24 protein-coding genes are annotated in these 26,890 nt (G+C 62.8%); 17 read left to right on the top strand and 7 right to left on the bottom strand.

The window, feature by feature from the left end; translation table 11 throughout:
* Positions 1-58 precede the first annotated feature (58 nt).
* The 3 genes from ACN6NG_RS20450 (at position 59) to ACN6NG_RS20440 (ending at position 3,082) form a co-directional block, all read left to right on the top strand.
* The gene (locus ACN6NG_RS20450) at positions 59-1,417 is read left to right on the top strand and encodes an aspartate aminotransferase family protein (RefSeq protein ID WP_063425267.1); all 1,359 of its coding nucleotides are present in this window, start codon (positions 59-61) and stop codon (positions 1,415-1,417) included.
* 444 nt (positions 1,418-1,861) lie between these two features.
* Positions 1,862-2,416, top strand: a complete 555-nt coding sequence (locus tag ACN6NG_RS20445; RefSeq protein ID WP_016485777.1) for a helix-turn-helix domain-containing protein — start codon at positions 1,862-1,864, stop codon at positions 2,414-2,416.
* Between the two features lie 108 nt (positions 2,417-2,524).
* A complete protein-coding gene (locus ACN6NG_RS20440; protein WP_063425271.1) occupies positions 2,525-3,082 on the top strand; it encodes a GNAT family N-acetyltransferase in 558 nt (185 codons plus the stop codon).
* Between the two features lie 14 nt (positions 3,083-3,096).
* On the opposite strand, the gene ACN6NG_RS20435 is transcribed toward ACN6NG_RS20440, so the two are convergent.
* Both ACN6NG_RS20435 and ACN6NG_RS20430 read right to left on the bottom strand, forming a co-directional pair.
* Positions 3,097-3,657 (bottom strand): nucleotidyltransferase family protein, encoded by a 561-nt coding sequence (locus ACN6NG_RS20435; protein WP_474315813.1) that lies wholly within the window; start codon positions 3,655-3,657, stop codon positions 3,097-3,099.
* Between the two features lie 102 nt (positions 3,658-3,759).
* Positions 3,760-5,820 (bottom strand): TonB-dependent siderophore receptor, encoded by a 2,061-nt coding sequence (locus ACN6NG_RS20430; protein WP_474316042.1) that lies wholly within the window; start codon positions 5,818-5,820, stop codon positions 3,760-3,762.
* 499 nt (positions 5,821-6,319) lie between these two features.
* Between ACN6NG_RS20430 and ACN6NG_RS20425 the strand changes: the two genes are divergently transcribed.
* From ACN6NG_RS20425 to ACN6NG_RS20400, 6 genes are all read left to right on the top strand, one after another.
* A complete protein-coding gene (locus ACN6NG_RS20425) occupies positions 6,320-6,952 on the top strand; it encodes a hypothetical protein (protein WP_474315811.1) in 633 nt (210 codons plus the stop codon).
* 244 nt (positions 6,953-7,196) lie between these two features.
* Entirely contained in the window at positions 7,197-8,291 is a 1,095-nt protein-coding gene (gene sfnG, locus ACN6NG_RS20420; RefSeq protein ID WP_063425275.1) for a dimethylsulfone monooxygenase SfnG, read from the top strand.
* Positions 8,292-8,669: 378 nt separating this feature from the next.
* Positions 8,670-9,152, top strand: coding sequence for a formate dehydrogenase subunit gamma (locus tag ACN6NG_RS20415; protein WP_063425365.1), 483 nt, complete (start codon positions 8,670-8,672; stop codon positions 9,150-9,152).
* Positions 9,146-10,705, top strand: coding sequence for a formate dehydrogenase beta subunit (locus ACN6NG_RS20410; protein WP_474315807.1), 1,560 nt, complete (start codon positions 9,146-9,148; stop codon positions 10,703-10,705). The genes ACN6NG_RS20415 and ACN6NG_RS20410 overlap by 7 nt, the downstream gene beginning before the upstream one ends.
* Positions 10,702-13,584 carry a formate dehydrogenase subunit alpha gene (fdhF, locus tag ACN6NG_RS20405; protein WP_059396107.1) on the top strand — a complete coding sequence of 961 codons (2,883 nt, stop codon included), beginning with the start codon at positions 10,702-10,704 and terminating at the stop codon, positions 13,582-13,584. The genes ACN6NG_RS20410 and fdhF overlap by 4 nt, the downstream gene beginning before the upstream one ends.
* A complete protein-coding gene (locus ACN6NG_RS20400; RefSeq protein WP_061203833.1) occupies positions 13,581-13,784 on the top strand; it encodes a formate dehydrogenase subunit delta in 204 nt (67 codons plus the stop codon). The genes fdhF and ACN6NG_RS20400 overlap by 4 nt, the downstream gene beginning before the upstream one ends.
* Positions 13,785-13,831: 47 nt before the next feature.
* Here ACN6NG_RS20400 and ACN6NG_RS20395 read toward each other — a convergent pair whose 3' ends face one another.
* Entirely contained in the window at positions 13,832-14,695 is an 864-nt protein-coding gene (locus ACN6NG_RS20395; RefSeq protein ID WP_474315803.1) for a universal stress protein, read from the bottom strand.
* A 157-nt stretch (positions 14,696-14,852) separates the two neighbouring features.
* On the opposite strand from ACN6NG_RS20395, the gene ACN6NG_RS20390 reads away from it, so the two are divergent.
* A complete protein-coding gene (locus tag ACN6NG_RS20390; RefSeq protein ID WP_061203835.1) occupies positions 14,853-15,470 on the top strand; it encodes a MiaE family protein in 618 nt (205 codons plus the stop codon).
* Between the two features lie 22 nt (positions 15,471-15,492).
* On the opposite strand, the gene ACN6NG_RS20385 is transcribed toward ACN6NG_RS20390, so the two are convergent.
* Positions 15,493-15,813, bottom strand: coding sequence for an ElaB/YgaM/YqjD family protein (locus ACN6NG_RS20385; protein WP_016500661.1), 321 nt, complete (start codon positions 15,811-15,813; stop codon positions 15,493-15,495).
* A gap of 129 nt (positions 15,814-15,942) precedes the next feature.
* Here ACN6NG_RS20385 and ACN6NG_RS20380 point away from each other — a divergent pair, with 129 nt between their 5' ends.
* Positions 15,943-16,206 carry a hypothetical protein gene (locus tag ACN6NG_RS20380; protein WP_049273556.1) on the top strand — a complete coding sequence of 88 codons (264 nt, stop codon included), beginning with the start codon at positions 15,943-15,945 and terminating at the stop codon, positions 16,204-16,206.
* A 17-nt stretch (positions 16,207-16,223) separates the two neighbouring features.
* Here ACN6NG_RS20380 and ACN6NG_RS20375 read toward each other — a convergent pair whose 3' ends face one another.
* Positions 16,224-16,706 (bottom strand): LEA/WHy family protein, encoded by a 483-nt coding sequence (locus ACN6NG_RS20375; protein WP_016500659.1) that lies wholly within the window; start codon positions 16,704-16,706, stop codon positions 16,224-16,226.
* A 135-nt stretch (positions 16,707-16,841) separates the two neighbouring features.
* Here ACN6NG_RS20375 and ACN6NG_RS20370 point away from each other — a divergent pair, with 135 nt between their 5' ends.
* Positions 16,842-17,966, top strand: coding sequence for a sigma-70 family RNA polymerase sigma factor (locus ACN6NG_RS20370; RefSeq protein WP_474315798.1), 1,125 nt, complete (start codon positions 16,842-16,844; stop codon positions 17,964-17,966).
* Between the two features lie 294 nt (positions 17,967-18,260).
* Here ACN6NG_RS20370 and ACN6NG_RS20365 read toward each other — a convergent pair whose 3' ends face one another.
* A complete protein-coding gene (locus tag ACN6NG_RS20365; protein ID WP_474313327.1) occupies positions 18,261-19,319 on the bottom strand; it encodes an IS110 family RNA-guided transposase in 1,059 nt (352 codons plus the stop codon).
* 298 nt (positions 19,320-19,617) lie between these two features.
* Here ACN6NG_RS20365 and ACN6NG_RS20360 point away from each other — a divergent pair, with 298 nt between their 5' ends.
* Entirely contained in the window at positions 19,618-22,044 is a 2,427-nt protein-coding gene (locus ACN6NG_RS20360; RefSeq protein WP_474316039.1) for a TonB-dependent receptor, read from the top strand.
* A 38-nt stretch (positions 22,045-22,082) separates the two neighbouring features.
* Here the strand turns inward: ACN6NG_RS20360 and ACN6NG_RS20355 are convergent, their stop codons facing one another.
* Complete coding sequence (locus ACN6NG_RS20355) at positions 22,083-22,973, bottom strand: LysR family transcriptional regulator (RefSeq protein WP_059396110.1); 891 nt, start codon at positions 22,971-22,973, stop codon at positions 22,083-22,085.
* 102 nt (positions 22,974-23,075) lie between these two features.
* Here ACN6NG_RS20355 and ACN6NG_RS20350 point away from each other — a divergent pair, with 102 nt between their 5' ends.
* From ACN6NG_RS20350 to ACN6NG_RS20335, 4 genes are all read left to right on the top strand, one after another.
* Positions 23,076-24,155, top strand: a complete 1,080-nt coding sequence (locus ACN6NG_RS20350) for a polyamine ABC transporter substrate-binding protein (protein WP_063425290.1) — start codon at positions 23,076-23,078, stop codon at positions 24,153-24,155.
* A 25-nt stretch (positions 24,156-24,180) separates the two neighbouring features.
* A complete protein-coding gene (gene speB, locus ACN6NG_RS20345) occupies positions 24,181-25,146 on the top strand; it encodes an agmatinase (RefSeq protein WP_051100703.1) in 966 nt (321 codons plus the stop codon).
* 203 nt (positions 25,147-25,349) lie between these two features.
* Complete coding sequence (locus ACN6NG_RS20340) at positions 25,350-25,667, top strand: hypothetical protein (protein WP_132846243.1); 318 nt, start codon at positions 25,350-25,352, stop codon at positions 25,665-25,667.
* Positions 25,668-25,689: 22 nt separating this feature from the next.
* Positions 25,690-26,841: a PQQ-dependent sugar dehydrogenase gene (locus tag ACN6NG_RS20335; protein WP_474315792.1), complete on the top strand. Its 1,152-nt coding sequence runs from the start codon at positions 25,690-25,692 to the stop codon at positions 26,839-26,841.
* The last annotated feature ends 49 nt before the right edge of the window (positions 26,842-26,890 follow it).

Below are 26,890 nucleotides of genomic sequence, written 5' to 3'. Positions count from 1 at the left end.
TCCCAATTATAAAAGTACCCGCGCAGCCTGGCTGCGCAACTTGATGGAGTAGAAGTCAATGAGTGAAAAGAATTCGCAGACTCTTGCCTGGCAATCGATGAGCCGCGACCACCACCTGGCCCCGTTCAGCGATGTCAAACAACTGGCCGAGAAAGGCCCGCGCATCATCACCTCGGCCAAGGGCGTGTACCTGTGGGACAGCGAGGGCAACAAGATTCTTGATGGCATGGCGGGCCTGTGGTGCGTGGCGGTCGGCTACGGTCGCGATGAGCTGGCCGAGGTTGCCAGCCAGCAGATGAAGCAGCTGCCTTACTACAACCTGTTCTTCCAGACCGCGCACCCGCCTGCGCTGGAGCTGGCCAAGGCAATCGCCGATGTGGCGCCGCAAGGCATGAACCATGTGTTCTTCACCGGCTCCGGTTCCGAAGGCAACGACACCGTGCTGCGCATGGTGCGCCATTACTGGGCGCTGAAGGGCAAGAAGAACAAGAACGTCATCATTGGCCGCATCAACGGCTACCACGGCTCGACTGTGGCGGGGGCAGCATTGGGTGGCATGAGCGGCATGCACCAGCAGGGCGGGGTGATTCCGGATATCGTGCACATCCCGCAGCCATATTGGTTCGGCGAAGGCGGCGACATGACCGAGGCCGACTTCGGCGTGTGGGCGGCCGAGCAGTTGGAGAAGAAAATCCTCGAAGTTGGCGTGGACAATGTTGCCGCCTTCATCGCCGAGCCGATCCAGGGCGCCGGTGGTGTGATCATTCCACCGCAAACCTACTGGCCGAAGGTGAAGGAAATCCTGGCCAGGTACGACATCCTGTTCGTTGCTGACGAAGTGATTTGCGGTTTTGGCCGCACCGGTGAGTGGTTCGGTACCGACTACTACGACCTCAAGCCCGACCTGATGACCATTGCCAAGGGCTTGACCTCTGGTTACATCCCCATGGGCGGGGTGATCGTGCGTGACGAAGTGGCCAAGGTCATCAGCGAAGGCGGCGACTTCAACCACGGCTTCACCTATTCTGGCCACCCGGTGGCGGCTGCGGTGGGCCTGGAGAACCTGCGCATCCTGCGTGATGAGCAGATCATCCAGCAGGTGCACGATAAAACTGCGCCTTATCTGCAACAACGCCTGCGCGAACTGGCTGACCACCCGCTGGTAGGCGAAGTGCGCGGCCTGGGCATGCTCGGCGCAATCGAGCTGGTGAAAGACAAGGCCACCCGCGCCCGGTACGAAGGCAAAGGTGTCGGCATGATCTGCCGCCAGCACTGCTTCGACAACGGCCTGATCATGCGCGCCGTGGGCGACACCATGATCATCGCGCCGCCGCTGGTGATCAGCATCGAAGAGATCGACGAGCTGGTGGAAAAAGCCCGCAAGTGCCTGGACCTGACCTATGAGGCTGTTTGCTGAATACACCGGGGCTGCTGCGCAGCCTATCGCCGGCAAGCCAGCTCCCACAGGGACCGCGCTGTTCTTGAGACATGCGCTCTACCTGTGTGGGCTTTAGCCGTGAACACCGGCAAAGCCGGTGCCATACACCGGGTTGGATTCTTCGCGGGTGAACCCGCTCCCACAGGGCCAGCGCAATGCTTGAGGTTGGCACCGTACTTGTGGGAGCCCGGCTTGCCGGCGATGGGCTGCACAGCAGCCCCGGCAATCTGGAAGGCCCCAAAGTGCTGCGCCAACTTCAAGCCAGCGCTGTACCTGTGGGAGCTGGCTTGCCGGCGATGGGCCGCAAGGCGGCCCCAGATTGCTTGCCTCACAGGCAGCAAATCCTTCAAGCAATTTGCTTTGTGAGATGAATCATGTACTTTTCAGGGCATTATTTTCCCGTCCGAAAGTCGCGATTCAACTATGAAAGTGCACGAAGAAATCGAAGGCCTGGCAGTACTGATTCGCGACCTGCGCAAGTTCAAAGGCCTGACGCTGGGCGAGCTGGCGCAGCGTATCGGCCGTTCGGTGGGATTTCTGTCCCAGGTCGAACGGGGCGTGTCGCGCCCGACCGTGGCCGACCTCACAGCCATCAGCGAAGAGCTCGGCGTCTCGACCGCTTACTTTTACAAACTGGACAAGCCCCGCGAGCTCGACTGGGTCACCCGCCCTCACGAGCGGCGCACGCTTCACCTGGCCGGTGGCATCACCGATGTGCTGGCATCCCCTACGATAACGGGCGCCTTCTCCATGCTCGATAGCCACCTGGAACCGGGCGCCAGCAGTGGCGAGGAGTACCTGGACGACAGCTCGGAGCAGGGCTGCTTCGTGCTCGAAGGCGAGCTGACTGTGTGGCTGGGTGGCGGCGAGCCGGTTACGCTGCGCGCCAGTGACAGTTTTCAACTGCAACCCCACGCCAGTTTTCGCTACGCCAACCTCACCGACAAGCCCACCCGCGTGCTCTGGGTGTTCAGCTGAGAGGCGTTTGGATGCAGTTCACATAGGTAAGCTGTTGTCCCGCTCGACAAGAAACGACCCATCGCAGACTATCAGAAGCTTCCACAAGGATGCCCAGGAACGAATGCCATGGATTGCCTGCCGACGCTGTATACCGATCGCCTTGTACTCACGCCCCTGCGGCTGCAGGATGCACCTGCAATCCAGAAATTGTTCCCGCAATGGGAAGTTGTCCGCTACCTCGATCGTCGCGTCCCATGGCCATATCCGGAAGACGGTGCGCTGGTCTATGTGCGGGATATCGCCCTGCCTGCCATGGCTGCGGGCCGTGAATGGCACTGGATGATCCGCCTGCGCAACGAGGCTGAGTGCACCATTGGCAGTATCAGTTTGCATGAGCAGCCTGGAAACAACAGAGGCTTCTGGCTTGCGCCGCAGTGGTGGGGCATGGGCTACATGCGCGAAGCCTGCAGGGTCATCAACGCCTATTGGTTCGAGGCGTTGTCACGCCCGCTCATGCAGGTTCCCAAAGCCGTTGCCAACCATGCCTCGCGCAAGGTTTCAGAGCATGAAGGCATGCGTAGGGTGAGTACCCGTGATGGATATTTTGTTTCTGGGCCAATGCAGGTCGAGGTATGGGAGATGACACGCAGTGACTGGTTCGGCGGGTCGAAAACCGGGCACTAGCATGAGCATCCTGGTCACTCGACCAAGACAAGCCATGGCCAACGCTCCCGGTAGCTGGCGGCTTTCTCCCTGAACAAGCCTGGCCGTGGGTTCAGCTCGTTCATGTTCAGCAGATCATGCTGCAGGTCATCCAGGCCATGGGTGCTGTACAACGTGCCCGTGCACACATCAACCCCAAGGCAGGTCGAGCGGATCAGGTAGCGGTCGATGCCATCCGTGACCTTGAGCAATGGCGAGTAAGCACCGCCGAATTTCCCCTGGTACCACAGGTGGACGCGGGCCTGGTTGCGCACCTCCACGTTGACGCCCAAGTGCGCGCAGGCCTGCTGCACCCTGGTGATAACCTGGTCCTCTGCCTCCCAAGACACGTCGGCGTCGAAATAGGCGATGTCATAGTCCTTGATACCCCAGCCGGCAGGCAGCCCTGCGCGGTGGTTCCAGAAGGTCTGGAACAGGGCGCCTGCCACCAGCATGCAGTGGGGGATCTCCAGCCTTGCCATCAGCGCCAGGAGTGCCCGGTTTACCGGGTTCTCGCGGATGATCGCCAGTACCTGCTCGTCAGTCAGTGAATGCATGGGTACCGTCCTTGATGGTTGCATTGCAGGGGCTGAGCTTACCTGAATGGCGCCAGGGCCATCACTGGATGCCGTACAGTGCGCCGCTACACACGGGCGGGGTCAATACTTCCAGGTCACCGAAGCCGTCAGGTTGCGGGGCGCACCGTAGCTGGCGGTTGTCGCGTTGTTGTACAGCGACAGGAGGTATTTGCGGTCGGTGACGTTGTTCAGGTTCAGCGACGTGCTCCAGTTGCTGTCAATGTCGTAGCTGGTCATCAGGTCAACCAGACCGTAGGCGTTCTGGTGGATGGCGCTGTTGGTGTCGTTCTCGACGCCGGTCTGCCAGCTGACACGGGCGCCAACCTTCATCTGTGGCAGGGTCGGCAAGCGGTAAGTGACCATGCCGCGCAAGCTGTGGGCCGGCACATATTTGCGCGCACGCTCGCCGTTGTCATCGTCAATACGTACATAGGTGTAGCCGGCGAGCAGGTCGAGCCCTGGCGCCACTTCGCCGGACGCCTGCAGCTCTACGCCGTGGCTCTTGAAGTCGCCCGGAGTGTAAACCTCCTGAACCCCGTCGAATCCGGCATCCACGGCCACGTTGCGCTGCTCGGTCTTGAACAGCGCAGCGGTCAGGTGCAGGCGCTCGTCCATCACGCTGCCTTTTACGCCCACTTCCATGCTCTTGCCTTCCAGTGGGTCGAGCAACTTGCCGTCGGTACCGACCACGTTGTATTGCGGGTTGTAGATCTTGGTCCAGCTGCCGTAGATGCTCCATGCCTCGTTCAGGTCGTAGACCAGGCCGGTGTAGGGCGTGACCTTGCCATGGGCGCGCGTGGAGTGTTCTGAACCGTAGCTCTCACCCTTACCGTCGGCGCTGAGCATGCGTGCACCGGCTATCCAGTGCAGGTTATCGGTCAGGCTGAAGCGCGCACCGGCGAATACGCTTTTTTGCGTGTCCTGGAAGTTCTGCGCCAGGTCGTCACTGGTGACGCCAAACGAGGGCATAGGCGTATTGCCCGCCAGGATGCCCGAGAACGAAGTGTTGAAGAAACTGCCATGCTCCAGGTCTTCGTCGTACTCCTGGCCTTTTTGGTGCGTGCGGCCGTACGCGGCCCCGAAGGTCAGCTGGTGCTCGCGACCGAACAGGCTGAACGGGCCTTGCACCTTGGCCTCGCCCAGCAGCTGGTGAGCCTCGCTGCGGGTGTGGTTGGCATACGCGTCGGCAACATCACCAGAGACGCCACCTACATAAAGCATGTTGGTGTTCTGCTTTTCCTGCTGCCCGGTGGCCGTGAGCGTGGCGTTCCAGTCATTGCCGAAATCATGCTTCAGCTCGACGAAGGCCCGCTGGGTGTGCAGGTTCCAGTAGGTCCACGGCTGGCCGATGCTGTTGCTGCGCCCGCTGTAGTGGATGGCATTGCCGTCGTTGTCCACCAGTGGCAGGTTGCCCCAGGTGCTGCCGTTGGAATCACTGTTGTGCTGGGAGAAGCCCACAGTCACGGTGTCGGCGTCGGACACATCGAACGCCAGCAGGCCGGCAGCAGCGTTGCGCTCGTGGCTGTAGCGGTCCATCCATGAGTTGCCCTTGTCGTGGGAGTAGATGAAGCGGCCGCGCACATTGCCGCTGTCGGTCAGCGGGCCTGCAACATCGACGTCGATACGGCGGCTGTCCCACGAGCCGACGCTGGTGTCGACCTGCGCCTGGAAGGTATCTGTCGGGCGTTTACGCACGAAGTTGACCGTAGCCGACGGGTTGCCGGCACCGCTCATCAAGCCATTGGCGCCGTGCAACACGTCGATCTGCTCGTACTCGGCCAGGTCCTGATCACCTACCAGCGTGCTGCTTACGAAGGGCATGCCCGTACCGTCGTATTCGAAGGTATTGATGTCGAAACCGCGCGAAGTGAATTCGGTACGGTCGGTTTCGGTTTGCTCGACGGTTACCGACGGTGCTGCGCGCAGTGCGTCCTTGATACCGGTGATCTTGAAATCGTCCAGCGCCTGGCGGGTGATGGTTGTCACGCCCTGCGGGGTCTGCTTGTCGGTCAGGCCCAGTTTGGTGGTGCTGGATGAAGCCCTGCCTTCGTAGCCCTGGCTCACGCCATCCACCACTTCGCTCGTGCTGTCGATCTGGGTCGCGGGCAGGGTGAGGTTGTCGGCGGCATGAACGGCAGGCATGGCGCTGCATGCGCCGACCAGCAGGAGGCGGGCAGGGAGATGACGTTTCACGGGGAATTCCTGAGGCGGGAAGCTGGTAAAAAGGTTACAGATTTTGTGCGAATGAGAATCTACGTCAAATGAGAAGATATATTGATAAATAATGTTTCATGCTTCTTCACTCTCGCGCGGTTGGGCCTCAATGGATGGCACATGGGAGTGGCGACCCCGGACCTTGCGCCGTAGCTGTGGGAGCGGGTTCACCCGCGAAGAATGCGACGCGGTGTATGACATCGGGTTGCCTAACGCATACGCGTATAGCGGCAGCCGCCAGCAAACATAAAAGCGTTGAGTCTTCGCCCGAACCTGTAGGCGTGCCGCTGGTCGCTTTGGCTTCGCAAGCGGTAGATTCCATACTGGGATGTACGATAAATTTCGTAATGGCAGCGATGATGTATGACAATTGGGTTCAGAGAAGCGCAGAGATAGCTGCGCTTGAATCAGCGGGAGTACCCAGATCATGAAGATTCTGTTCGAAGGGGATAGCGGAAAAGCACTGTGCGAGCACTGCCAGGCAGTGGTGACCACTCGCTATGCCCGCCGGGATGTACCGTTCAGCGATGGCAAGGGTATGGCCAGGGACATATTGGTGGGCGTGTGTACCCGTTGCGATGGCGTGGTCGCGCTTCCACCGCAATCCACACCAGCCATTCACGAGGCGCGCAACCAGCAGCTCAAGTCTATCGAGGCACGTTTACCAGCGGTCTACCTGGATGTGCTGGATGCGGCTATGCATGCGGTCAGTCGCGAGGCGGGCGCCAATCTGCGCAAGTTGTTTCTTGCGTACTATTTTCAGCAACTGGCGCAGGTGCAGCAGGGTGGGCAATTGCAGGCTGCGCATCAAACATTCGTCCAGGCCCTGGATGAACAGCGAGAGCAGCGTGGGCTCGCGCGTTCCAGTGCTACTCGACGGTTGTCGATGAAGGTCAACCCGCACATGGCGCAGGACATGCTTGCGCTGCAACAACGAACAGGTGTGAACCAGACCGAGTTGTTGAAGGCTGTAATCGCTCTTATCCAGGCGGATGTACTGGAAGAGCGGGACGAGGAAGTGATTCTGGCCCTGCAGCGGCTGGCGCAGTTGGCTTTGTAGTCAGGGTTTGATTGCGATCAAGGCCCTGATGGATGACGCTCACATCGGCATGCGCAAAAAACCGCTGAGCTAGTCGCAAGCGGCGATGTTGCGCAGGCAACAGTGATCCGACAGCGTGTTTGACCACATGCAGTCAACATCGCCGACTAATTCCATTAACCCGTTGAAAGTAAAGCAATCCAGCCGTTGGCATGCTTGCTGCTCCTGCCTCCTTGAACCCCAAGGATTCTCAAGGAGCCTCCCCATGAGCCACGCCCCACTCAAGTTCGCCTACTGGGTCCCCAACGTCAGCGGTGGCCTGGTGGTCAGCACCATCGAGCAGCGCACCAGCTGGGACATCGACTACAACCGCAAGCTTGCGCAAATCGCTGAAAAAGCCGGCTTCGACTACGCCCTGTCGCAAATCCGCTTCACCGCCGGCTATGGTGCCGACAACCAGCATGAGTCGGTCACCATCAGCCACGCGCTGCTGGCTGCCACGGAAAAGCTCAAGGTCATCGCCGCCATCCTGCCAGGGCCGTGGAACCCGGCGCTGGCGGCCAAGCAGTTGGCCAGCATCGACCAGTTCACCAATGGCCGCATCGCCATCAACGTGGTCTCGGGCTGGTTCAAGGGCGAGTTCCACGCCATTGGTGAGCCGTGGCTGGACCACGACGAACGCTATCGCCGTTCCGAGGAGTTCATCCGCGCGCTCAAGGGCATCTGGACGCAGGACAACTTCACCTTCAACGGCGACTTCTATCGCTTCCGTAACTACAACCTCAAACCCAAGCCACTGCAGCAACCGCACCCCGAGATCTTCCAGGGCGGCAGTTCGCGTGCGGCGCGGGACATGGCCGCGCGGGTGTCGGACTGGTACTTCACCAACGGCAACAGCGTGGAAGGGATCAAGGCCCAGGTCGATGATATCCGCGCCAAGGCCGCAGCCAACGGCCACTCGGTCAAGGTGGGGGTGAATGCCTTCATCATTGCCCGCGACACCGAGGAAGAGGCGCGGGCGGTGTTGCAGGAGATCATCGACAAGGCCAACCCCGAGGCAGTGCGGGCGTTCGGCCACGAGGTAAAGCATGCCGGGGCAGCCAGCCCTGAGGGCGAGGGCAACTGGGCCAAATCCAGCTTCGAGGACCTGGTGCAGTACAACGATGGCTTCAAGACCAACCTGATCGGCACGCCTAAGCAAATTGCCGAGCGCATCGTTGCGCTGAAGGCAGTCGGGGTGGATTTGATCCTGTCCGGCTTCCTGCATTTCCAGGAGGAGGTGGCGTACTTTGGTGAGCACGTGTTGCCGCTGGTGCGTGAGCTGGAAGCCAAGCGCAGCGTAGACAAGGCAGTGGCCTGAGGCCTGTGCCGAATTACCGGGGGCGCTTTGCGCGCCTTCCCGGCCGGTGGCGCCTAGGCAAGGCTGCTCTCGCCGGGCATTAGCCTGGGGTAGTCATCGAAGCACCTGTACTGCTCTAAAATCCCGCATACCGTGCAGGGGTCGTAACACTTGGCGTCGGTTTCAGGATGCGCCTGGTCGTTCGCACGCAACCCCCTGGCGCCACAAGTGCCATGCTTGCAGGATGCCTTCGGACCAGCGTGCGCAGATGCGCGGCCGTGGGCAAGGAGGCCGTCGACGCCGCGCAACCGTGACGTGGCCGACGCGCCGCAGCAGAACACGCCGGATACCTGCCCCCACAACAATTCAGGCGGGGTCCGTGATGCCGAGGTCCGCTGTATGCCTGATGAACTGCTCCACCTGCCCGTGATCCAGCGCATTCTGGCCCGTGACAAGGACGCACCCGGTGCCTTGTTGCCTATCCTGCATGCCATCCAGCACGACATCGGTTTCATCCCCGATGCTGCTGTCCCCGAAATTGCCCATGCCCTGAACCTCAGCCTGGCTGAAGTGCGCGGGGTGATCAGCTTCTACCACGACTTTCGTACAGCGCCACCGGCGCGCCACACCTTGCGCCTGTGCCGCGCCGAGTCGTGCCAGAGCCGTGGCGCCGAGGCCCTGGCCGCGCAACTGCGCGATCAGCTGGCACTGGACGACCATGGCACCAGCGCCGACGGTGCCATCAGCCTGCGCCCGGTGTACTGCCTGGGGGCCTGCGCCTGCTCGCCGGCCCTGGAGCTGGACGGCCAGGTGCATGCGCGGCTTACCCCTGAGCGCCTGCGTGCATTGGTAAACGCTTGCCGGGAGGACGCCGCATGCTGAAACTCTACATCCCGTGCGATTCGGTGGCCCGTGCCGTGGGGGCCGACCAGGTTGCCGAGGCCTTGCAGCGCGAGGCCGAGCGCCGCCAGTTGCCGCTGGATATCCAGCGCACCAGCGCTCGCGGGCTGTACTGGCTGGAGCCGCTGATCGAGTGCGACAGTGCGCAAGGGCGCCTGGGCTTCGGCCCGGTTACCCCACAAGACGTGCCGGCATTGCTCGACGCCCTGGCCGGTGAGCCAGGTGGCCACTCGCTGGCGTTGGGGCTGGTCGAAGAAATCCCTTACCTGAAAACCCAGCAGCGGTTGCTGTTCGCCCGCGCCGGCATCTCCCGCCCGTTGTCGCTGGACGACTATCGCGCCCATGGTGGCTTCGCCGGCCTTGAAGCGGCCGTGGCCCTGAACGGTGCCGAAGTGGTCGCGGCCGTGCTCGACTCCGGCCTGCGTGGCCGTGGCGGTGCGGCGTTCCCGGCCGGCATCAAGTGGCGCACCGTGCGCGACGCCGGGGCTGGGCAGAAGTACGTGGTATGCAACGCCGACGAGGGCGACTCAGGCACGTTCGCCGACCGCATGCTGATGGAAGGCGACCCCTTCCTGCTGATCGAAGGCATGATCATTGCAGGCCTCGCCGTGGGGGCCGACAAGGGCTACATCTATGTGCGCTCGGAATACCCGGATGCCATTCGCGTGTTGGACCAGGCCTGTGCCATCGCGCGTGAGGCCGGCTACCTCGGCACTGACGTTGCCGGCAGCGGCCAGGCGTTCGACCTTGATGTGCGGGTGGGTGCCGGCGCCTATATCTGCGGCGAAGAAACTGCGCTGCTCGAGTCCATCGAAGGCAAGCGTGGCATCGTCCGCGCCAAGCCGCCACTGCCCGCGCTGCAAGGCCTGTTCGGCCTGCCCACGCTGGTGCACAACGTGCTCACCCTGGCTTCCGTGCCCATCATCCTGGCCAAGGGCGCAGCGTTCTATCGCGATTTCGGCATGGGCCGCTCGCTGGGCACCATGCCGTTCCAGCTGGCCGGCAATATCCGCCAGGGCGGCCTGGTGGAGCGTGCGTTCGGCCTGACCCTGCGCGAGCTGGTGGAGGGCTACGGCGGCGGTACGGCCAGTGGCCGGCCGCTGAAGGCTGCGCAGGTCGGCGGCCCGCTCGGCGCCTGGGTACCCCCCAGCCACTTCGACACCCCGCTGGACTATGAAGCCTTCGCCGCCATGGGCGCGATGCTCGGCCACGGCGGTGTGGTGGTGGCCGACGACACCCTGAACATGGCCAGCATGGCGCGCTTCGCCCTGCAGTTCTGCGCCGAAGAATCCTGCGGCAAGTGCACCCCATGCCGCATCGGCTCCACCCGTGGCATGGAGGTGGTCGACCGGTTGATCGCAACGACTGATTTCACCGAGCGCCACGACCAGGCCCTGTTGCTACGCGACCTCTGCGACACCATGCAGTACGGCTCGCTGTGCGCCATGGGCGGCATGACTGCCTACCCGGTGGCCAGCGCCCTCAAGTACTTCCCCGCCGATTTTGGGCTGACCACCACGGAGGCCGCGCAGTGATCAATTTCTTCGACCCCGCTTCTGATAAAAGTAGCGACTTCGGCACCCCGGCCCGTGACAGCGAAGTGCAGGTCAGCCTGAGCATCGATGGCCGCGCGATCAGCGTACCTGCCGGCACCTCGGTAATGCGCGCTGCGGCCATGCTCGGCACCAGCATCCCCAAACTGTGTGCCACCGACAGCCTCGAAGCCTTCGGCTCATGCCGCATGTGCATGGTGGAGATCGAAGGCATGCGCGGCTACCCGGCGTCCTGTACCACGCCGGTCAGCGAAGGCATGGTGGTGCGTACCGAAACGCCACGCCTGGCCGGCCTGCGCCGCAATGTGATGGAGTTGTACATTTCTGACCACCCGCTGGACTGCCTGACGTGCTCGGCCAACGGCAACTGCGAGCTGCAGACCGTGGCCGGCCAGGTGGGCCTGCGCGAGGTGCGCTACGGCTACGACGGCGCCAACCACCTGGCCGAGAAGAAGGATGTTTCCAACCCGTATTTTGACTACGAGCCCAGCAAATGCATCGTCTGCAGCCGCTGTGTGCGCGCCTGCGAAGATATCCAGGGCACCTTCGCCCTGACCATCACCGGCCGCGGTTTCGAGTCGCGGGTGGCGGCAGCGGGCGGCGATAACTTCCTCGCTTCCGAATGCGTGTCGTGCGGCGCCTGCGTACAGGCCTGCCCAACCGCGACGCTGACGGAAAAGAGCCTGGTGCAGCTTGGTCAGCCTGAGCGTTCGGTTATCACCACCTGCGCCTACTGCGGGGTCGGTTGTTCGTTCCGCGCCGAAATGAAAGGCGACCAGCTGGTGCGTATGGTCCCGGACAAGAACGGTGGCGCCAACCACGGCCACGCCTGCGTCAAGGGCCGCTTTGCCTGGGGCTATGCCACCCACCCGGATCGCATCACCAAGCCGATGATCCGCAAGCGCCTGGAGGACCCGTGGCAGGAAGTGAGCTGGGACGAAGCGGTAACCTACGCTGCTAGCGAGTTCCGCCGCATCCAGCTCAAGTACGGGCGCGATTCCATCGGTGGCATTACCTCCAGCCGCTGCACCAACGAAGAAGCCTATCTGGTGCAAAAACTGGTGCGTACGGCGTTTGGCAACAACAACGTCGATACCTGCGCGCGGGTGTGCCACTCGCCCACCGGCTATGGCCTCAAGCAGACCCTGGGTGAGTCGGCCGGCACGCAAAGCTTCGATTCGGTGATGCAGGCAGACGTGGTGCTGGTGATTGGCGCCAACCCCACCGACGCTCACCCGGTGTTCGGCTCGCAGCTCAAGCGCCGCCTGCGTCAGGGCGCGCGGCTGATCGTGATAGACCCACGGCGCATCGACCTGGTCGACTCGCCGCACGCCCGCGCCGAGCTGCACCTGCAACTGCGCCCTGGCACCAACGTGGCCATGCTCAACGCCCTGGCCCACGTGATCGTCACCGAGGGCCTGCTGGCCCAGCGTTTCATCGATGCCCGCTGCGAAACCGAAGACTTTGCCCGCTGGCGCGACTTCGTCAGCCAGGCAGACAACGCCCCCGAGGTGCTGGGCCCGGTCTGTGGCGTGCCCGCCGAGCAGATCCGCGCCGCGGCGCGCCTGTATGCCACCGGTGGCAACGCGGCCATCTACTACGGCCTGGGCGTGACCGAGCACAGCCAGGGCAGCACTGCGGTGATGGGTATCGCCAACCTGGCCATGGCCACCGGCAATATCGGCCGTGAAGGGGTAGGGGTGAACCCGCTGCGTGGGCAGAACAACGTGCAGGGTTCGTGCGACATGGGCTCGTTCCCCCACGAGCTGCCCGGCTATCGGCATATTTCCAACGAGGGCGTGCGCGCCGAGTTCGAGCGCGCCTGGGGCGTGACCTTGCAGCCTGACCCGGGCCTGCGCATCCCCAACATGTTCGAGGCAGCGCTGGACGGCAGCTTCAAGGCCCTTTACTGCCAGGGCGAGGATATCGCCCAGAGCGACCCCAACACCCAGCACGTCACGGCGGCCTTGCGCGCCATGGAATGTGTGGTGGTGCAGGACATCTTCCTCAACGAAACGGCCAAATTCGCCCATGTGTTCCTGCCGGGCAGCTCGTTCCTGGAAAAGGACGGTACCTTCACCAACGCCGAGCGGCGCATTTCGAGGGTGCGCAAGGTGATGGAGCCGCTGGCCGGCAAGGCTGACTGGGAAGGGACCGTAGCCCTGGCCAACGCCTTGGGCTACCCGATGAACTACCGCCACCCGTCCGAGATCATGGACGAGATTGCCCGCCTGACGCCGACCTTCCGCCGCGTCAGCTACGCCGAAATCGACCGCCATGGCAGCCTGCAGTGGCCGTGCAACGACGCCGCGCCGGATGGCACGCCGACCATGCATATCGACCAGTTCGTGCGTGGCAAGGGCCGCTTCATGCTCACCGGCTATGTGCCCACCGACGAAAAGGTCAACAACCGTTACCCGTTGCTGCTCACCACCGGGCGCATCCTCAGCCAGTACAACGTCGGTGCCCAGACCCGGCGTACCGGCAACGTTGCCTGGCATGACGCCGACCGCCTGGAAATCCACCCGACCGACGCCGAAAGCCGCGGTATCCAGGACGGTGACTGGGTGGGCATCGGCAGCCGCGCGGGGCAGACCGTGCTGCGTGCCAAGGTCAGTGCGCGGGTAGCGCCGGGGGTGGTGTACACCACGTTCCACTTCCCCGAGTCGGGGGCCAACGTGATCACCACGGACAACTCCGACTGGGCCACCAACTGCCCCGAATACAAGGTGACGGCAGTGGAGGTGGTGAAAGTGTTCCAGCCATCGGAGTGGCAAAAGCGCTATCAGGATTTCAGTGACGAACAGCGGCGCCTGCTGAAGGAACGCCGTACATCGGAGAAAGCCGAGGTGCGCCGATGAGCAGCGATAACCTGGTCAAGATGGCCAACCAGATTGCCCATTACTTCGACAGCGAGCCAAACCGGGCGCTGGCGGTGCAAGGGGTGCGCCAGCATTTGCAAAGCTTCTGGACGCCGGCCATGCGCCGGCAGCTGGCAGAATGGATCGAGGCCAATGCAGGAGAGGGGCTGGACCCGAAGGTGCTGGAGGCGATGCTGTAGCGGATTGGCGCGGTCCTACAGGGACCGCGCCGATTGTGGAACTTGCGTCAGCCGCGGGCTAGTTCGGCCTGGTAGGCGATGGCTTCTTCGCTCTTGAGCACCAGCACATCCCCCTCAAGCGCATCCAGTACCACCTCCGAAGTATTGCCAATCAACGCCCCGGAAATCCCCGTGCGGCACACCGTACCAATCACCGTCACCACCGCCTCGAGCTTCTTCTCGGTATGCGGAATCAGCACATCCGCCGGCCCTTCGGCCACATGCAGGCATTCTTCGCTGATGCCGTACTCGGCCTGGAACGCCTTGCACGCTTCGCGGTAGCGCTGTTCGATGGTCTCGCTCAGCTGGTAGGTCGGGTCGGAGGCCGACAGCATTGGCGACGGGTGGGCGCTGATGACATGCAGTTCGCCCTTGGCCAGTTTGGCAATCTCGAAGCCATGGTCGATGATGCTGGCATGCAGGCGGCGATGGTCTTCGTCCTGGTTGCCCACGTCCACCGCGGCCAGAATCTTGCCACCAGTCCACGGCCGTTCGCTCTTGACCATCAGCACGGTACACGGGCACTGGCGCAGCAGCTTCCAGTCACTGGGGGTGAGCAAGGCTTTTTTCAGCGGGTTGTCCGGGCGGTGTTCCTTGATCACCAGCTCGCAGCCCTCGGCCTGCTGTACATAGATGATGGTGTCGTGCAGGTTGTCGCGCCAGGCCTCCTCGTGGGTGACGTTGTCGTACCCGTCATCGTGCAACTGGCTACTCAGCAGGCTAAGCAGTGCAGTGTGGTCATGCTTTTTGTCGCACATCAGCAGGTGCAGGCGTGCGCCAGTGACGCCGGCAATCAGCTTGGCCCGGGTCAGCGCCCGGCTGTGGGCGTGCTCGGGGTCGAGGACGACGAGAATGCTGCGGACGGCTTGCATGGGCGTTAGCTCCCTTCAAAGGTGGCGACCAATGCCTGACTATAGACGGCGCGCCCCCCGTTGGCGCTTGATGTACATCAACAAGCATAGTCACTGGCGCCGCCCGCCGCCGCCGGTATAATCGCCGGCCCTGCCTGTTCTGTGTGGTTGCACGCTTATGTCTCTGATCCCCGAAATCGATGCCTTTCTTGGCTGCCCGACGCCAGACGCCTGGATCGAAGCGGCGCTCGCCGACCAGGAAACCCTGCTGATCGACCATAAGAACTGCGAATTCAAGGCCGCGAGCACGGCCTTGAGCCTGATGGCCAAGTACAACACCCACCTCGACCTGATCAACATGATGTCGCGCCTTGCCCGCGAGGAGCTGGTGCACCACGAACAGGTGCTGCGCCTGATGAAGCGCCGTGGCGTGCCACTGCGGCCGGTGTCGGCGGGCCGCTATGCCTCGGGGCTGCGCCGCCTGGTGCGCGCCCACGAGCCGGTCAAGCTGGTGGACACGCTGGTGGTGGGGGCGTTCATCGAGGCACGCAGTTGCGAGCGCTTTGCCGCGCTGGTGCCGCACCTGGACGAAGAATTGGGCCGCTTCTATCACGGCTTGCTGAAAAGCGAAGCGCGCCATTACCAGGGCTACCTGAAACTGGCGCACAACTACGGTGATGAGGCGGACATCGCCCGCCGGATTGAACTGGTGCGCGTTGCAGAAATGGAGCTGATCCAGTCTCCGGACCAGGAACTGCGCTTCCACAGCGGTATCCCGCAAGCGCTGGCCGCCTGATTCGCACCAGGCGGCCCAGGCTTCAGTTGCGCCGCCCCAGCAGCAGGCCCACCACCAGCCCCAGGCCGGCGGAAATGGCGACGGTCTGCCAAGGGTGGCCGCCGATGTAGTCCTGGGTGGCGTCCACCACCGGTTGCGCTTTGTCGCGCATAGTGCCAGCGGCCTGGCGTGCCTGTTTCAGTTTCAGGCTGACCTGCGCTCGCAGGGTTTCTGCTTCTTCGCCGACCAGGGCGGCGCTGTCGTTCAGCAGCTTTTCCGATTCTTCGATCAGCGATTGCAGTTCGCTGAATACCTGGTCCTTGATCTGATCGCTGTCCGCCAGTGTGGCGTTTTTACGGGCCATGAACTCGTCCTCGTTGATGGGGTGGTGTGAACAATGGATGCCGCTGCGTCGGGAAAGTTGCGGTGGCTTTCCGATGTTGCGTTGCCTGGGTGTAAGATAGCGGCCATTTTCAAACTTGCAGGTACCTTCATGAGTTTCAATCTGGCCAACATGAGCTTCGAGGAACGGGCGCAGATCGAGGCAGAGAAGGCGCGGCTGTTCGAGATGTGGCAGAGCAGCCTAGGCAAGGCCAAGGGCGATGCGGCCCGGCTTATCGCCGAAAAGCCCCGGCGCAAGGGTAAATGGGCCGAGTGGGTGCGCGCCGAATTGGAGGGCATGTCGCCGCCCGAATACGCCAGCATGGTGCGCAGCGAAGTCAACAAGCTGATGGCCGCCGCCAGCGCCAGCCGCTGAATACCCCTGGCGGGTGTTTACCAGGTCGCGCCTTTTGGCAGGTCCAGCTTGCCCTCGTCAGTAAAGCGCACGGTTCCCAGCAACCCGCCCGCCAGCTTGCCGCGCAGCTTGTAGGGCAAACCCTTCAGTGAGTCCACCGTGCCCAGCCCATAGGCCTGGCGCAGGAAGGAAAACGCCGTGATGCTCACCGGCACCACGATCACCGCTTCGTCATAGCGGCCAATGTGCCCCTGCTGGTCGCTGACCCCGGCGGCCAGCGGCTGGCCGTTCACTTCCAGGTTCAGGGCAATGCCGTTGTAGTCGATCGGCGACTCGTTAGGGTTTTGCACGCGCATTTTTACCGCCATGCGCAGTTCCAGTTCTTGGCCGGGCAGCGGCTCGATGCCGATCACGCTGATGTTGACCGGGTCGCGTGGCTGGAACAGTGCGCAGGCACCCAGGCCATACGCCATCAGCAGGACGAGAAACAGGCGGCTACAGCGGTGCAGGCGGGCAGTCATTGCGGGCGACCTTGCCAGAGTGAGCGAACCGCCAGTGTGGCAAATGCGCGTCGGCGTTGAAAGTCTCCTTGCAGATGAAAGATACTGTTTCTCATTAACGCCCGATAACTCATCCTGCTGGCAGTGCCCAAACCCATGCTGACGTCACCCGTGTCGGGCCTGCTGGCGACTTTCCAGGAGCACTACGACGACCTGCTGCAGTTCCTGACGCGGCGCATGAGCGACCGCCAGCGCGCAGCCGACGTGGCGCAGGAAACCTACCTGAAGCTGGTGAAAGTCGATGAACAGACGGTGCCGGTGCTGCACGCCCGCAGCTTCATCTTCCGCGTGGCCGGTAACCTGGCAATTGATGCCTTGCGCCGTGAGCAGCGCCTGGCTGCCAGCCATGACGACTGTGACGGGACCGGTGAACTGACCTGCCCGGCGCCAGCGCCTGAGGCGACGTTGCTGGCCCGTGAGCGCCTGCAAATCCTTGACGATGCGCTGCTGAAACTGCCCGACAATGCCCGCCAGGCGTTGTTGCTGAACCGCGTCGAAGGCCTGACCCAGGCGCAGATTGCACAGCGGCTGGGGGTTTCCGAGAGCATGGTGGCCAAATATATCGGCCAGGCCCTGCGTCATTGTCGCGACTGGCTCAAGCAGGCCGGTGTGGCGGCCTCCGTGGTGTTGCTGGTCGCCGCTGTGGCGGGTTGGCAGCAGGCACCGGTGTTGTTGGCGGACTACCACACCGCTGTGGGTGAACGGCAGGTGATTACCCTGGCGGACGGCACGCGGGTGACGCTGAACAGCGCCAGTGCGCTGAGTGTGGTGTTCAGTGAGCACGAACGCCGTGTGGTGCTGGCTGCCGGTGAGGCCTTGTTCGAGGCCACGGATGATCCGCGGCCGTTTGTGGTCGATACGGCAGGCGAGCGGGTGCAGGGTGGTGCCGCCACCTTCAGCGTGCGTCGCGATGGCCGCGTGGTGTTGGCACGCGGTGAAGCCAAGGTCGGCGAACATGAACTGGCGGTGGCGGCCGATGCCGGTGCGCAGATGGCCTGGCAGCGCGGCAAGCTGATCTTCAACGGCAAGCCGCTGGGTCAGGTGCTGATGGAGCTTGAGCGTTACCGGCATGGGCGCATCGTGCTGTCCGACAGCAAGCTGGCGGCGATGGAGGTGAGCGGGGTGTTTGACCTGGACGAGCCGGAGGCACTGCTGCGCACGCTTGAGCAGCGGTATGGGCTGAAGGTTACTTATCTGCCGTGGTTGGCTGTGGTTCATTGATCAGCCTGTGCCGGCCTCTTCGCAGCACAAGGCTGCTCCTATGTATGGACTCGCCCACATTGTCTAGCTGCTTTTGAACATAGGAACCCGGTTGCATCTATGTATCAGGCCTATTCGAGGAAGCTTTTCGCTTCTGGCCAACATCGTGGTGAGCTCGCAGTGTGCCGTTTACATTAAGGCCATTACGTCAGGCCTGTAGGAGCAGAGGCATCTGTCTGCGACGGTCTTACCTAGGGTCAATGTTCACTAGCAGGGGTTGGAGCGCTCAGCGCTCCGGTGGCATTGCTCGGTTAGTCAGAGGCTCATAGCAGCCTCCGGATTGTTGTTCGGTTTGCGTTGGTAGACCTGATTGCTCTGTAACAGAGCCCAGATAATGCGCAGATTTCGATTAGCCAGTCTGATCGCCGCCTCCTTGCGTCCAAGGCGGGATAGCCAGCGCAAGAGGCGGCGATCGTCTGGCTGATCGGAATCAGGTCTTAGCTGACTCAAGACAGCATGCGCGCCCTGGATCATCAGGCTGCGTATGTAGCCGTCACCTCGCTTGCTCATTCGGCCCAACCTGATTTTGTTTCCGCTACTGTGCTGGTCCGGCACGATACCGAAGAAGGCGGAATACATTCGGCCACTCGCGAAGCGGCTGGGTTCGGTCTGTTTTGCCACGATCGCCGTGGCGATGATTGGACCAACGCCACGAATGGTGATCAGCCGCTGTGCCACCTTATCTTGCTGGGCTGTCACTTCGAGCCGTCCACTCAGCGCCGCAATGCGTTCACCTAAAGACAGCCAGTCAGTCAGCAGCTCATCAAGCAACTCGCGCAATAAGTCGGGCAGAGGCAAGGAGGCATCCTCAAGCGCCCGCGGTACCTGCTGACTGATCGCGGCATCGCCTTGAGGCATGGATACGCCATGCTCAAGCAGCAGACCACGTATCTGATTGCCCAGCGCTGTATGCCGCTTGATGTTGCCGCGCCGGATGCGATGCAGTGCTTGAATAGCCAGCGCAGTGGTGCTCTTGATCGGTACGGAGGCAATGCTGGTATCGCGACCTGCACGCAGAATGGCATGGGCATCGTTACGGTCGTTCTTCGCGCCGCTGCGGTGTTCGGCGACGCGTTGCGCAGGCAGGATGCGAACCGGATTACCTTTGGTCTGCAGCAGCCTGGCCCAGGCTTGTGCGCCTGGACCGCACTCCATCAAGACAGCCACTGTCGTTGGCAGCCTGGTCAAGAAGTCATGGAATGCTTGACGGGATTTGATGCGCTCTTCGTAGATCACCCGACCAGTAGCGTCCTCGCCTGCCAACTGGAAGACCTGTTTGGCCAGGTCTACGCAGATGGTTGTGCAAAGTTCCACATCGGTGGAAGACAGGGAATCGTGCTTCGAACTATGCTTTTTCATGGTCTCGCCCTCGCTGCCGTTGGCTTCTTCGAACGCCACCGTGGCACTGTGATGCCTCGGCGGGGGCGAGTCCATCGATTACAGGCATGTGCGATTCCTGTAGGAGCAGCCTTGTGCTGCGAAGAGGCCGGCACAGAAATAAAAATATTTTCCATTTGGCACTGCAAGTTCCTGCAAGCCAGATCGTCGTAGTGGGACTGATCAGCAACCCATTCTCATTTACGACTTGTCAGGAAGCTCATTCGTGCCTCTGATGCTCAAGCCCTTTCACCGCAGTCGCGGTCCTCTTCACCATGCCCTGATGTCCTGTAGCGCCCTGGCCATGCTGGTCGGCCCGTTGCATGCGTCGGCCGCAACCACTGCCGAACAAACCCAGATGCAGGCTCGCCAGGTTCAGCTCGACCTACCAGCGCAGCCGCTGGACCAGGCCCTGACCACCTTTGCCGACCAGGCCGGCGTGCACTTGCTGTACACCACAGGGGATGCAGCAGGCTTTGCCAGCCCGGCCATGCACGGCAGCTACAGCGTCGAGCAGGCCCTGCAGCAGTTGCTGGCCGGCAGCGGCATGAGCTGGCACTTCAGTGACGCGCGCACCGTGACCCTGCGCAAGGCCCAGGCAGCGCCACAGGCGGTCAACCTCAAGCCGATCGAAGTCAGCGTGGCCTCGCGTACCAGCACCGCAATCAGCGAAATTCCCGGCACTGTGTGGGTAGTCGACCAGCAGCAGCTGCGCGAGCAGATCGACAGCGGCGTCAGCCTGAAAGAAGCCATCGGCAAGCTGGTACCCGGCCTCGACCTGGCGCCGGAAGGGCGTACCAACTATGGCCAGAACATGCGCGGGCGCAACGTGCTGGTGATGATCGACGGGGTCAGCCAGAACAGCTCGCGCGGCCTGTCGCGCCAGTTCGACAGCATTTCACCGTTCAACGTCGAGCGTGTCGAAGTGCTGTCTGGCGCCAGCGCCATCTACGGCGGTGGTGCCACTGGCGGCATCATCAACATCGTCACCAAGAAGGGCGAACCCGGCCCGGCGCGCTTCGAGACCCAGCTTGGCGCCAGCAGCGGGTTCAACAACAGCGATGACCTGGCCACCCGCTTCGCCCAGTCGATCAGCGGCGGCAACGAGCGGGTCAATGCCCGGCTGGGTATTTCCGGCGAGCAGAACGAAGCCTTCTACGACGGTGCCGGCGACCAGATCTTCATCGACAACACCCAGACCGACCTGCAATACAACCGCACAATCGACGTGCTCGGCACCCTGGGCTTGCAGCTGAACGACCAGCAGAGCCTCGACCTGCTGGCCCAGTACTACGATTCGGGCAACCACGGCAGCACGGGGATCTACTTTCCCAACCTCAACTACAATGCGTCATCCGACCTGGAAGACGCTGAGCTGCGCAGCGGCTATTCGTCCGACCTGGAGCCGCGTACCCGGCGCTTGTTGCTGAACGCCAATTACCACCACAGCGATGTGCTGGGCCAGGATTTCTACCTGCAGGCCTCGTACCGCAAGGAAGAGGACAACTTCTACCCGTTCCCGTACTACAACCGCGCCACGCCCACCGGCTCGCGCGGGGTGTACTTTGCTGCCTCGCAGCAGAACTTCGAGGTCACCAGCCTCAAGGGCCTGTTCGCCAAACAGTGGGACACGTTGAAGCTGACCTATGGCCTCGACCTGGATCGCGAGCGCTTCAATGCCGAGCAGACCACCTTCAACGCCCTGACCTCGTCCGAGTCGGGCGGCCTGGAGATGGAAAAGGACAGCAAGGCCGCGCGCTACCCCAGCTACCGGGTCGATGGCGTGTCGGTGTACGCCCAGCTGGACTGGCATGCCACCGACAACCTGACGTTCTCCGGCGGTGCCCGTCGCCAGCAGATGGACGTCGACGTCAGCGACTTCAAGGGCGTGCCGGGCGGCAGCAACGATTATCAGGTCAACCTGTTTAACGTAGGCGCCATCTACGACTTCAAGAACGGCCACCAGGTATGGAGCAACTATGGCGAAGGTTTCGACCTGCCAGACCCTGCCAAGTATTACGGCAAGCCGGGCCTGAGCGTGGCCGACAACCCGCTGGCCGGCATCAAGAGCCGCCAGGTGGAACTGGGCTGGCGCTATGCCGACCTGGACTGGGATGCCCAGGCGGCGCTGTACTACATCTGGTCGGACAAGATCATCAACGTCGATTCGCAAACGCTGACGATCAACGTGGAAGAGCAGAAGAGCCGCGACTTCGGCTTTGAAGGTGCGCTGACCCGGCACTTCCAGACGGGCTGGGAAGCGGGCGGTACCCTGCACCTGACCCGCTCCGAGGAAGAGGCTGCCGACGGCGGTTGGAAGAAGCGTGATGCCCGCTATGCATCCTTGTCCAAGGCCACTGCATTTGTTGGCTGGAAGGGCGATGGCCGCAGTGCGCGGCTGCAAGCCAACCATGCATTCAGCCTGAAGGACGATGCCGACCACGAGATCGACGGTTACACCACCTTCGACCTGCTGGGCAGCCAGGACACCGGCTTCGGCACCTTCAGTGCCGGCATCCAGAACCTGCTGGACAAGCAGTACAGCACGGTCTGGGGCCAACGCGCGACGCTGTTCTATTCGCCGACCTACGGCCCGGCGTACCTGTATGACTACCAAGGGCGCGGGCGTACCTACACCCTGACCTGGAGCATGGCTTACTAACCCTTCTCCAAAGCGTGCCCGGCCCTTGTAGGAGCGCATCAGGCGAACGCTGCGAGCAAATCCTCGGCAAACGCCTGTTGCGCTTCACCCGTCACCTGCGCCCGATGCCTGGCCAGGGTAAACGGCACCACAAAATCCAGCCCTGGGTTCAGCGCCCACAACAATCCCTCCGCCTCCCAGGCGTGGGCGCAATGGCAGGGCAGGTAGCCAATATGCCGCCCTGACAGAATGAACGTCAGCACGCTCTCGATCTGCTCCGCCACAGCCATGCTGTGCCGGCTCTGGAACGGCTCACCGCCTTTGAGAAACCGGTATGGATGGCGCACCTGGTCCATCTCCAGCAACCGCTCAAGTTCAACACCCGATTCGCCGAACAGCACATGCCCCTTGCCGCAATACAGCCGTTGCGGTTCCTCGAACAATGGCTGGTAATCAAAGGCCGCCTGGTTGCCGGAGAAGTAGCTGATGGCGTAATCCAGCCGCTGCTCCAGCAACAACCGCTCCAGCTCCGCCGGCGGTGCACTGATCAGCTCCAGCTGCACTGATTCCTCTCGTGTGCGGAATGCGGCAATGGCCGCCGCCAGTTTCAGGCTCACGGTTTTGTCCTGGTTTTCTGCCATGCCGATGCGCACGGTCCCCAGCAACCGCCCGGCAACACCGGTGGCCTGCTGGCGAAACTGCTCGATGTTCAGCAGCAGCCCGCGCGCTGCATCCAACAGCAACGCGCCTTTCTCCGTCAGGTGAAAGCCACCCTTGCCTCGGCTGCACAGGCGGTAGCCAAGGCGTGTTTCCAGCTGCGCCATGCGCTGGCTGATGGTGGGCTGGCTCAGGCCCAGCACGCCTTGCGCGGCGCTGAAGCCCCCGGCCTCGACTACAGTGACGAACAGCCGCAGCAGGTGCAGGTCGGGGTCGTGCACTTGTCCGAGCATTACATTGCTCCTGATGAATGTCAGCTTTGCAAACTTGCCATTCCTGCAATGTAACCCGGCTGGCATGCTCGCGGCATCCACCCATTTGCCGAGGTGTCCGTCATGCGTCGATCGTTGTGCCTGTTGTCCCTGGTTCTGGCCCTGCCGCTGCAGGCCGAAGAAAAGGTCGTCAACCTCTACAGCTGGGCCGACTACGTCGCCCCGCAAACCCTTCAGCGTTTCGAACAGGAAACCGGCTACAAAGTGCGGTATGACACCTTCGACACCACCGAAGTGCTGGAGACCAAGTTACTCACCGGTGGCAGTGGTTACGATGTGGTGGTGCCATCCTCGACCGTGCTGGCCCGGGCGCTGAAGGCCAATGCCCTGCAAGCGCTCGACCCCCAGGCCATGCCCGGCTATAGCAACCTCGACAAGGACCTGCTGGCCAAGCTCGCCGAGGCCGACCCCGGCAACCGCCATGCCGTGCCGTACACCTGGGGTACGCTGGGCCTTGGGGTGAATGTGGAGGCGGTGCGCCAGCGCTTGGGCGACGTGCCGCTGGACAGCCTCGACCTGCTGTTCAAGCCTGAATACGCCAGCCGGTTGAAGGACTGTGGCATCGCCATGCCCGATTCGCCGCAGGAAGTGATTGGCGTGGCCCTGAACTACCTCGGCAAGGACCCTTACAGCCAGGACAAGGATGACCTGGCCGCCGCGCAGCAGCTGCTGAGCCAGCTGCAACCCTCGATCAGCTACGTCGCCAATGGCCGGCAGATCAGCGACCTGGCCAACGGTAGCGTGTGCCTGGCGCTGACCTACAACGGCGATGCAGCGATGGCTGCCGACCAGGCCCGTCGTGCCAACAAGCCTTTTGAGCTGATCTACCGCATACCGCGCGAAGGCACGCTGGTGTGGCAGGACAACCTGGTCATCCCCAAGGACGCCCCGCACCCCGAAGCCGCGCGGGCGTTCATCGCCTTCATGCTCAAGCCCGAGTCGGTGGCTGCGCTGACCAACACACTGTTCTTTGCCAACGCCAACCAGGCTGCCACGCCGTTGGTGGACGAGGCGGTGCGTAACGACCCAGACATCTACCCGCCTGCCGAGGTGCGCCAGCGGCTGTTTGCCGACCGCAGCATGGCCCTGGCCGACCTGCGCCAGCGCAACCGCCTGTGGACGGCCTTCCGCAGCCGCCAGTGACTGATAACAACCAAGGAGCCCGACCGTGGAGCAAGCCGCAAGCAACGACCAGGCGATGACCCGCGACAGCCTGTATGGCACTGCCGCAGAAAGTACCTACGCCGGCATTACCAGTTTCTCCCGCCGCCGCTACAGCCGCGATTTGCGCGGTGTGGATGTGGTGGTCAGTGGAGTGCCGTTCGATACCGCCACCAGCAACCGCCCAGGGGCGCGTTTCGGCCCACGGGCGATTCGCGCCGCCTCGGTGCAACAGGCCTGGGCCCGGCACTGGCCGTGGGCGTTCGACCCGTTCGACCACCTGGCCGTGATCGACTATGGCGACTGCGCTTTCGACAGTGGCACGCCGCAGTCGGTGCCAGACAGTATCGAGGCCCATGCCGCGCATATCCTTGAAGCAGGCTGCGCCATGCTTACCCTGGGCGGCGACCACTTCATCAGCTACCCGCTGCTCAAGGCCCACGCCCGCCGGCATGGCCCGCTGGCGCTGATCCACTTCGATGCCCACAGCGACACCTGGCCGGACGAGGAGGGCAAGCGTATCGACCATGGCACCATGTTCTGGCATGCCGCCCGTGAGGGCTTGGTGGACCCTGCCTGCTCGGTGCAGATCGGCCTGCGCACCACCAATGACGACAGCCAGGGCTTTGCCATCCTTGACGCCCGCCAAGTGCACCGTCAGGGCACCGAGGCGGTGATTGCGGCGATTCGCCAGCGCGTGGGCGAGCGGCCGGTGTACCTGACCTTCGATATCGACTGCCTCGACCCGGCCTATGCGCCTGGCACCGGTACCCCGGTGTGTGGCGGGTTGAGCACGGTGCAGGCGCTGGAAATTCTGGGCGGGCTGCGGGGTATCAACTTGGTGGGCATGGACCTGGTGGAGGTGGCACCGGCATATGACCATGCTGACATCACGGCGCTGGCGGGGGCGACTTTGGCGATGGAGATGCTGTGCCTGTATGCGGCGCGGCACAAGGTAGACAAGGGCCAGTGATCCGGGGCCGCTTTGCGGCCCATTCGCAGCACAAGGCTGCTCCTACAGGGCCTTGCGTCGCAATGGACTGCAAAGCAGCCCCACGAGCACATACTGAAACATCAGGAATCATCTCCGCCCAAATTCACACTTTTGTCTCGAACCCCTCGCGCCTTAGGCTATCAAACCCACCAGGCGCGGCATTTTCGTACAGGAGGTGAAGCATGAACCCGACATTGCCCATCCTGGCCCTTGGCCTGGCCTTGTGCCTGCCTGCGCACGCTGCCCCGCAACAGCCTTTGCAGCTTGCCGCTGGCAACAACAACCCCTACAACAGCCCGATCCAGCGCGCCAACCCCAACAGCCGTCAGGGCAGCATGCCGGCAACGCCCCCGGTGCGCGGCCCGTCCACCGACCCGTACCAGCGCACGCCAAGCCTGGACAACCGCGGCATCGGCAACGGCGACAACCTGCGTCGGCAGCAACAAACCCCAAACCTGGAACCGACCCGGCCGCCCCGCGACAGCACGCGTGCGCCGTGAGCCCATACGAAAGGAATCCTGCATGCCCAGAGCAACCTGGCTAGCCACCCTGACTGCCGCTGCACTCATGCCCCTGCTGGCACAGGCGGCGGCAGAGCAACAGTTTCGCAGCGAAGAAGGCACGTTGACCGTCAGCACCCTGGCGGACGGCTTGCGCAACCCCTGGGCCCTGGCGTTTCTGCCGGGCGGCAAGGACATGCTGGTCACCGAGCGCGCTGGCAACCTGCGGGTGGTCAACGCTGAAGGCAAGGTCGGCCCGCCGATCAGCGGCGTGCCCAAGGTGTGGGCCGAGGGCCAGGGCGGCCTGCTGGATGTGGTGTTGTCGCCGGCGTTCGACAAGGACCATACCGTGTACCTGTCCTACGCCGAGGAGGGCAGTGACGGCAAGGCCGGCACCGCCGTCGGCCGTGGCCAGTTGTCCGAAGACCGCGCCCGGCTGGATAACTTCAGCGTGATCTTCCGCCAGCAACCCAAGCTGTCGGTGGGCAACCACTTCGGCTCGCGCCTGGTATTCGACCGCGACGGCTATCTGTTCATCGCCTTGGGCGAGAACAACCAGCGCCCCACGGCCCAGGACCTGGACAAGCTGCAAGGCAAGATCGTGCGCATCTTGCCCGATGGCGAAGTGCCCAAGGACAACCCCTTCGTCGGCAAGGACAACGTGCGGCCGGAGATCTGGTCGTTCGGCCACCGCAACCAACAAGGTGCCGCGCTCAACCCCTGGACCGGCAAGCTGTGGACCCACGAACACGGCCCGCGCGGTGGTGACGAAATCAACATCCCCGAGCCCGGCAAGAACTACGGCTGGCCGATTGCGACCCATGGCATCAACTACTCGCTGCTGCCGATCCCCGAGGCCAAGGGCAAGCATGTGGACGGCATGGTCGACCCGCACCATGTGTGGGAGAAGTCGCCAGGCATCAGCGGCATGGCGTTCTACGACAGCCCGACATTCAAGGCCTGGGACCACAACCTGTTCATTGGTGCACTGGCGACACAGGAGCTGATCCGTTTGCAGCTGAAGGGCGACAAGGTGGTGCATGAGGAGCGTTTGCTCGGTGACTTGAAGGCGCGTATCCGCGATGTGCGGGTTGGGCCGGATGGCTACATCTATGTGCTGACCGATGACAAGGACGGCGCACTACTCAAGGTAGGCCTGGCCGACGAAGCCTGACGCGGCCTCTTTGTGGGAGCGGCCTTGCGTCGCGAAAGGGCTGCAGAGC

The organism is Pseudomonas sp. TSO6, from assembly GCF_056098905.1.
This window is presented reverse-complemented; position numbering and strand designations above follow the sequence as displayed.

What these genes read in the sequence shown, in the direction of transcription:
- ACN6NG_RS20450 (WP_063425267.1), top strand. Translation starts at nt 59, where the DNA reads ATGAGTGAAAAGAATTCGCAGACTCTTGCCTGGCAATCGATGAGCCGC.
- ACN6NG_RS20445 (WP_016485777.1), top strand. Translation starts at nt 1,862, where the DNA reads ATGAAAGTGCACGAAGAAATCGAAGGCCTGGCAGTACTGATTCGCGAC.
- ACN6NG_RS20440 (WP_063425271.1), top strand. Translation starts at nt 2,525, where the DNA reads ATGGATTGCCTGCCGACGCTGTATACCGATCGCCTTGTACTCACGCCC.
- ACN6NG_RS20435 (WP_474315813.1), bottom strand. Translation starts at nt 3,657, where the DNA reads ATGCATTCACTGACTGACGAGCAGGTACTGGCGATCATCCGCGAGAAC.
- ACN6NG_RS20430 (WP_474316042.1), bottom strand. Translation starts at nt 5,820, where the DNA reads ATGCCTGCCGTTCATGCCGCCGACAACCTCACCCTGCCCGCGACCCAG.
- ACN6NG_RS20425 (WP_474315811.1), top strand. Translation starts at nt 6,320, where the DNA reads ATGAAGATTCTGTTCGAAGGGGATAGCGGAAAAGCACTGTGCGAGCAC.
- sfnG (WP_063425275.1), top strand. Translation starts at nt 7,197, where the DNA reads ATGAGCCACGCCCCACTCAAGTTCGCCTACTGGGTCCCCAACGTCAGC.
- ACN6NG_RS20415 (WP_063425365.1), top strand. Translation starts at nt 8,670, where the DNA reads ATGCCTGATGAACTGCTCCACCTGCCCGTGATCCAGCGCATTCTGGCC.
- ACN6NG_RS20410 (WP_474315807.1), top strand. Translation starts at nt 9,146, where the DNA reads ATGCTGAAACTCTACATCCCGTGCGATTCGGTGGCCCGTGCCGTGGGG.
- ACN6NG_RS20400 (WP_061203833.1), top strand. Translation starts at nt 13,581, where the DNA reads ATGAGCAGCGATAACCTGGTCAAGATGGCCAACCAGATTGCCCATTAC.
- ACN6NG_RS20395 (WP_474315803.1), bottom strand. Translation starts at nt 14,695, where the DNA reads ATGCAAGCCGTCCGCAGCATTCTCGTCGTCCTCGACCCCGAGCACGCC.
- ACN6NG_RS20390 (WP_061203835.1), top strand. Translation starts at nt 14,853, where the DNA reads ATGTCTCTGATCCCCGAAATCGATGCCTTTCTTGGCTGCCCGACGCCA.
- ACN6NG_RS20385 (WP_016500661.1), bottom strand. Translation starts at nt 15,813, where the DNA reads ATGGCCCGTAAAAACGCCACACTGGCGGACAGCGATCAGATCAAGGAC.
- ACN6NG_RS20380 (WP_049273556.1), top strand. Translation starts at nt 15,943, where the DNA reads ATGAGTTTCAATCTGGCCAACATGAGCTTCGAGGAACGGGCGCAGATC.
- ACN6NG_RS20375 (WP_016500659.1), bottom strand. Translation starts at nt 16,706, where the DNA reads ATGACTGCCCGCCTGCACCGCTGTAGCCGCCTGTTTCTCGTCCTGCTG.
- ACN6NG_RS20370 (WP_474315798.1), top strand. Translation starts at nt 16,842, where the DNA reads ATGCTGACGTCACCCGTGTCGGGCCTGCTGGCGACTTTCCAGGAGCAC.
- ACN6NG_RS20360 (WP_474316039.1), top strand. Translation starts at nt 19,618, where the DNA reads ATGCTCAAGCCCTTTCACCGCAGTCGCGGTCCTCTTCACCATGCCCTG.
- ACN6NG_RS20355 (WP_059396110.1), bottom strand. Translation starts at nt 22,973, where the DNA reads ATGCTCGGACAAGTGCACGACCCCGACCTGCACCTGCTGCGGCTGTTC.
- ACN6NG_RS20350 (WP_063425290.1), top strand. Translation starts at nt 23,076, where the DNA reads ATGCGTCGATCGTTGTGCCTGTTGTCCCTGGTTCTGGCCCTGCCGCTG.
- ACN6NG_RS20340 (WP_132846243.1), top strand. Translation starts at nt 25,350, where the DNA reads ATGAACCCGACATTGCCCATCCTGGCCCTTGGCCTGGCCTTGTGCCTG.
- ACN6NG_RS20335 (WP_474315792.1), top strand. Translation starts at nt 25,690, where the DNA reads ATGCCCAGAGCAACCTGGCTAGCCACCCTGACTGCCGCTGCACTCATG.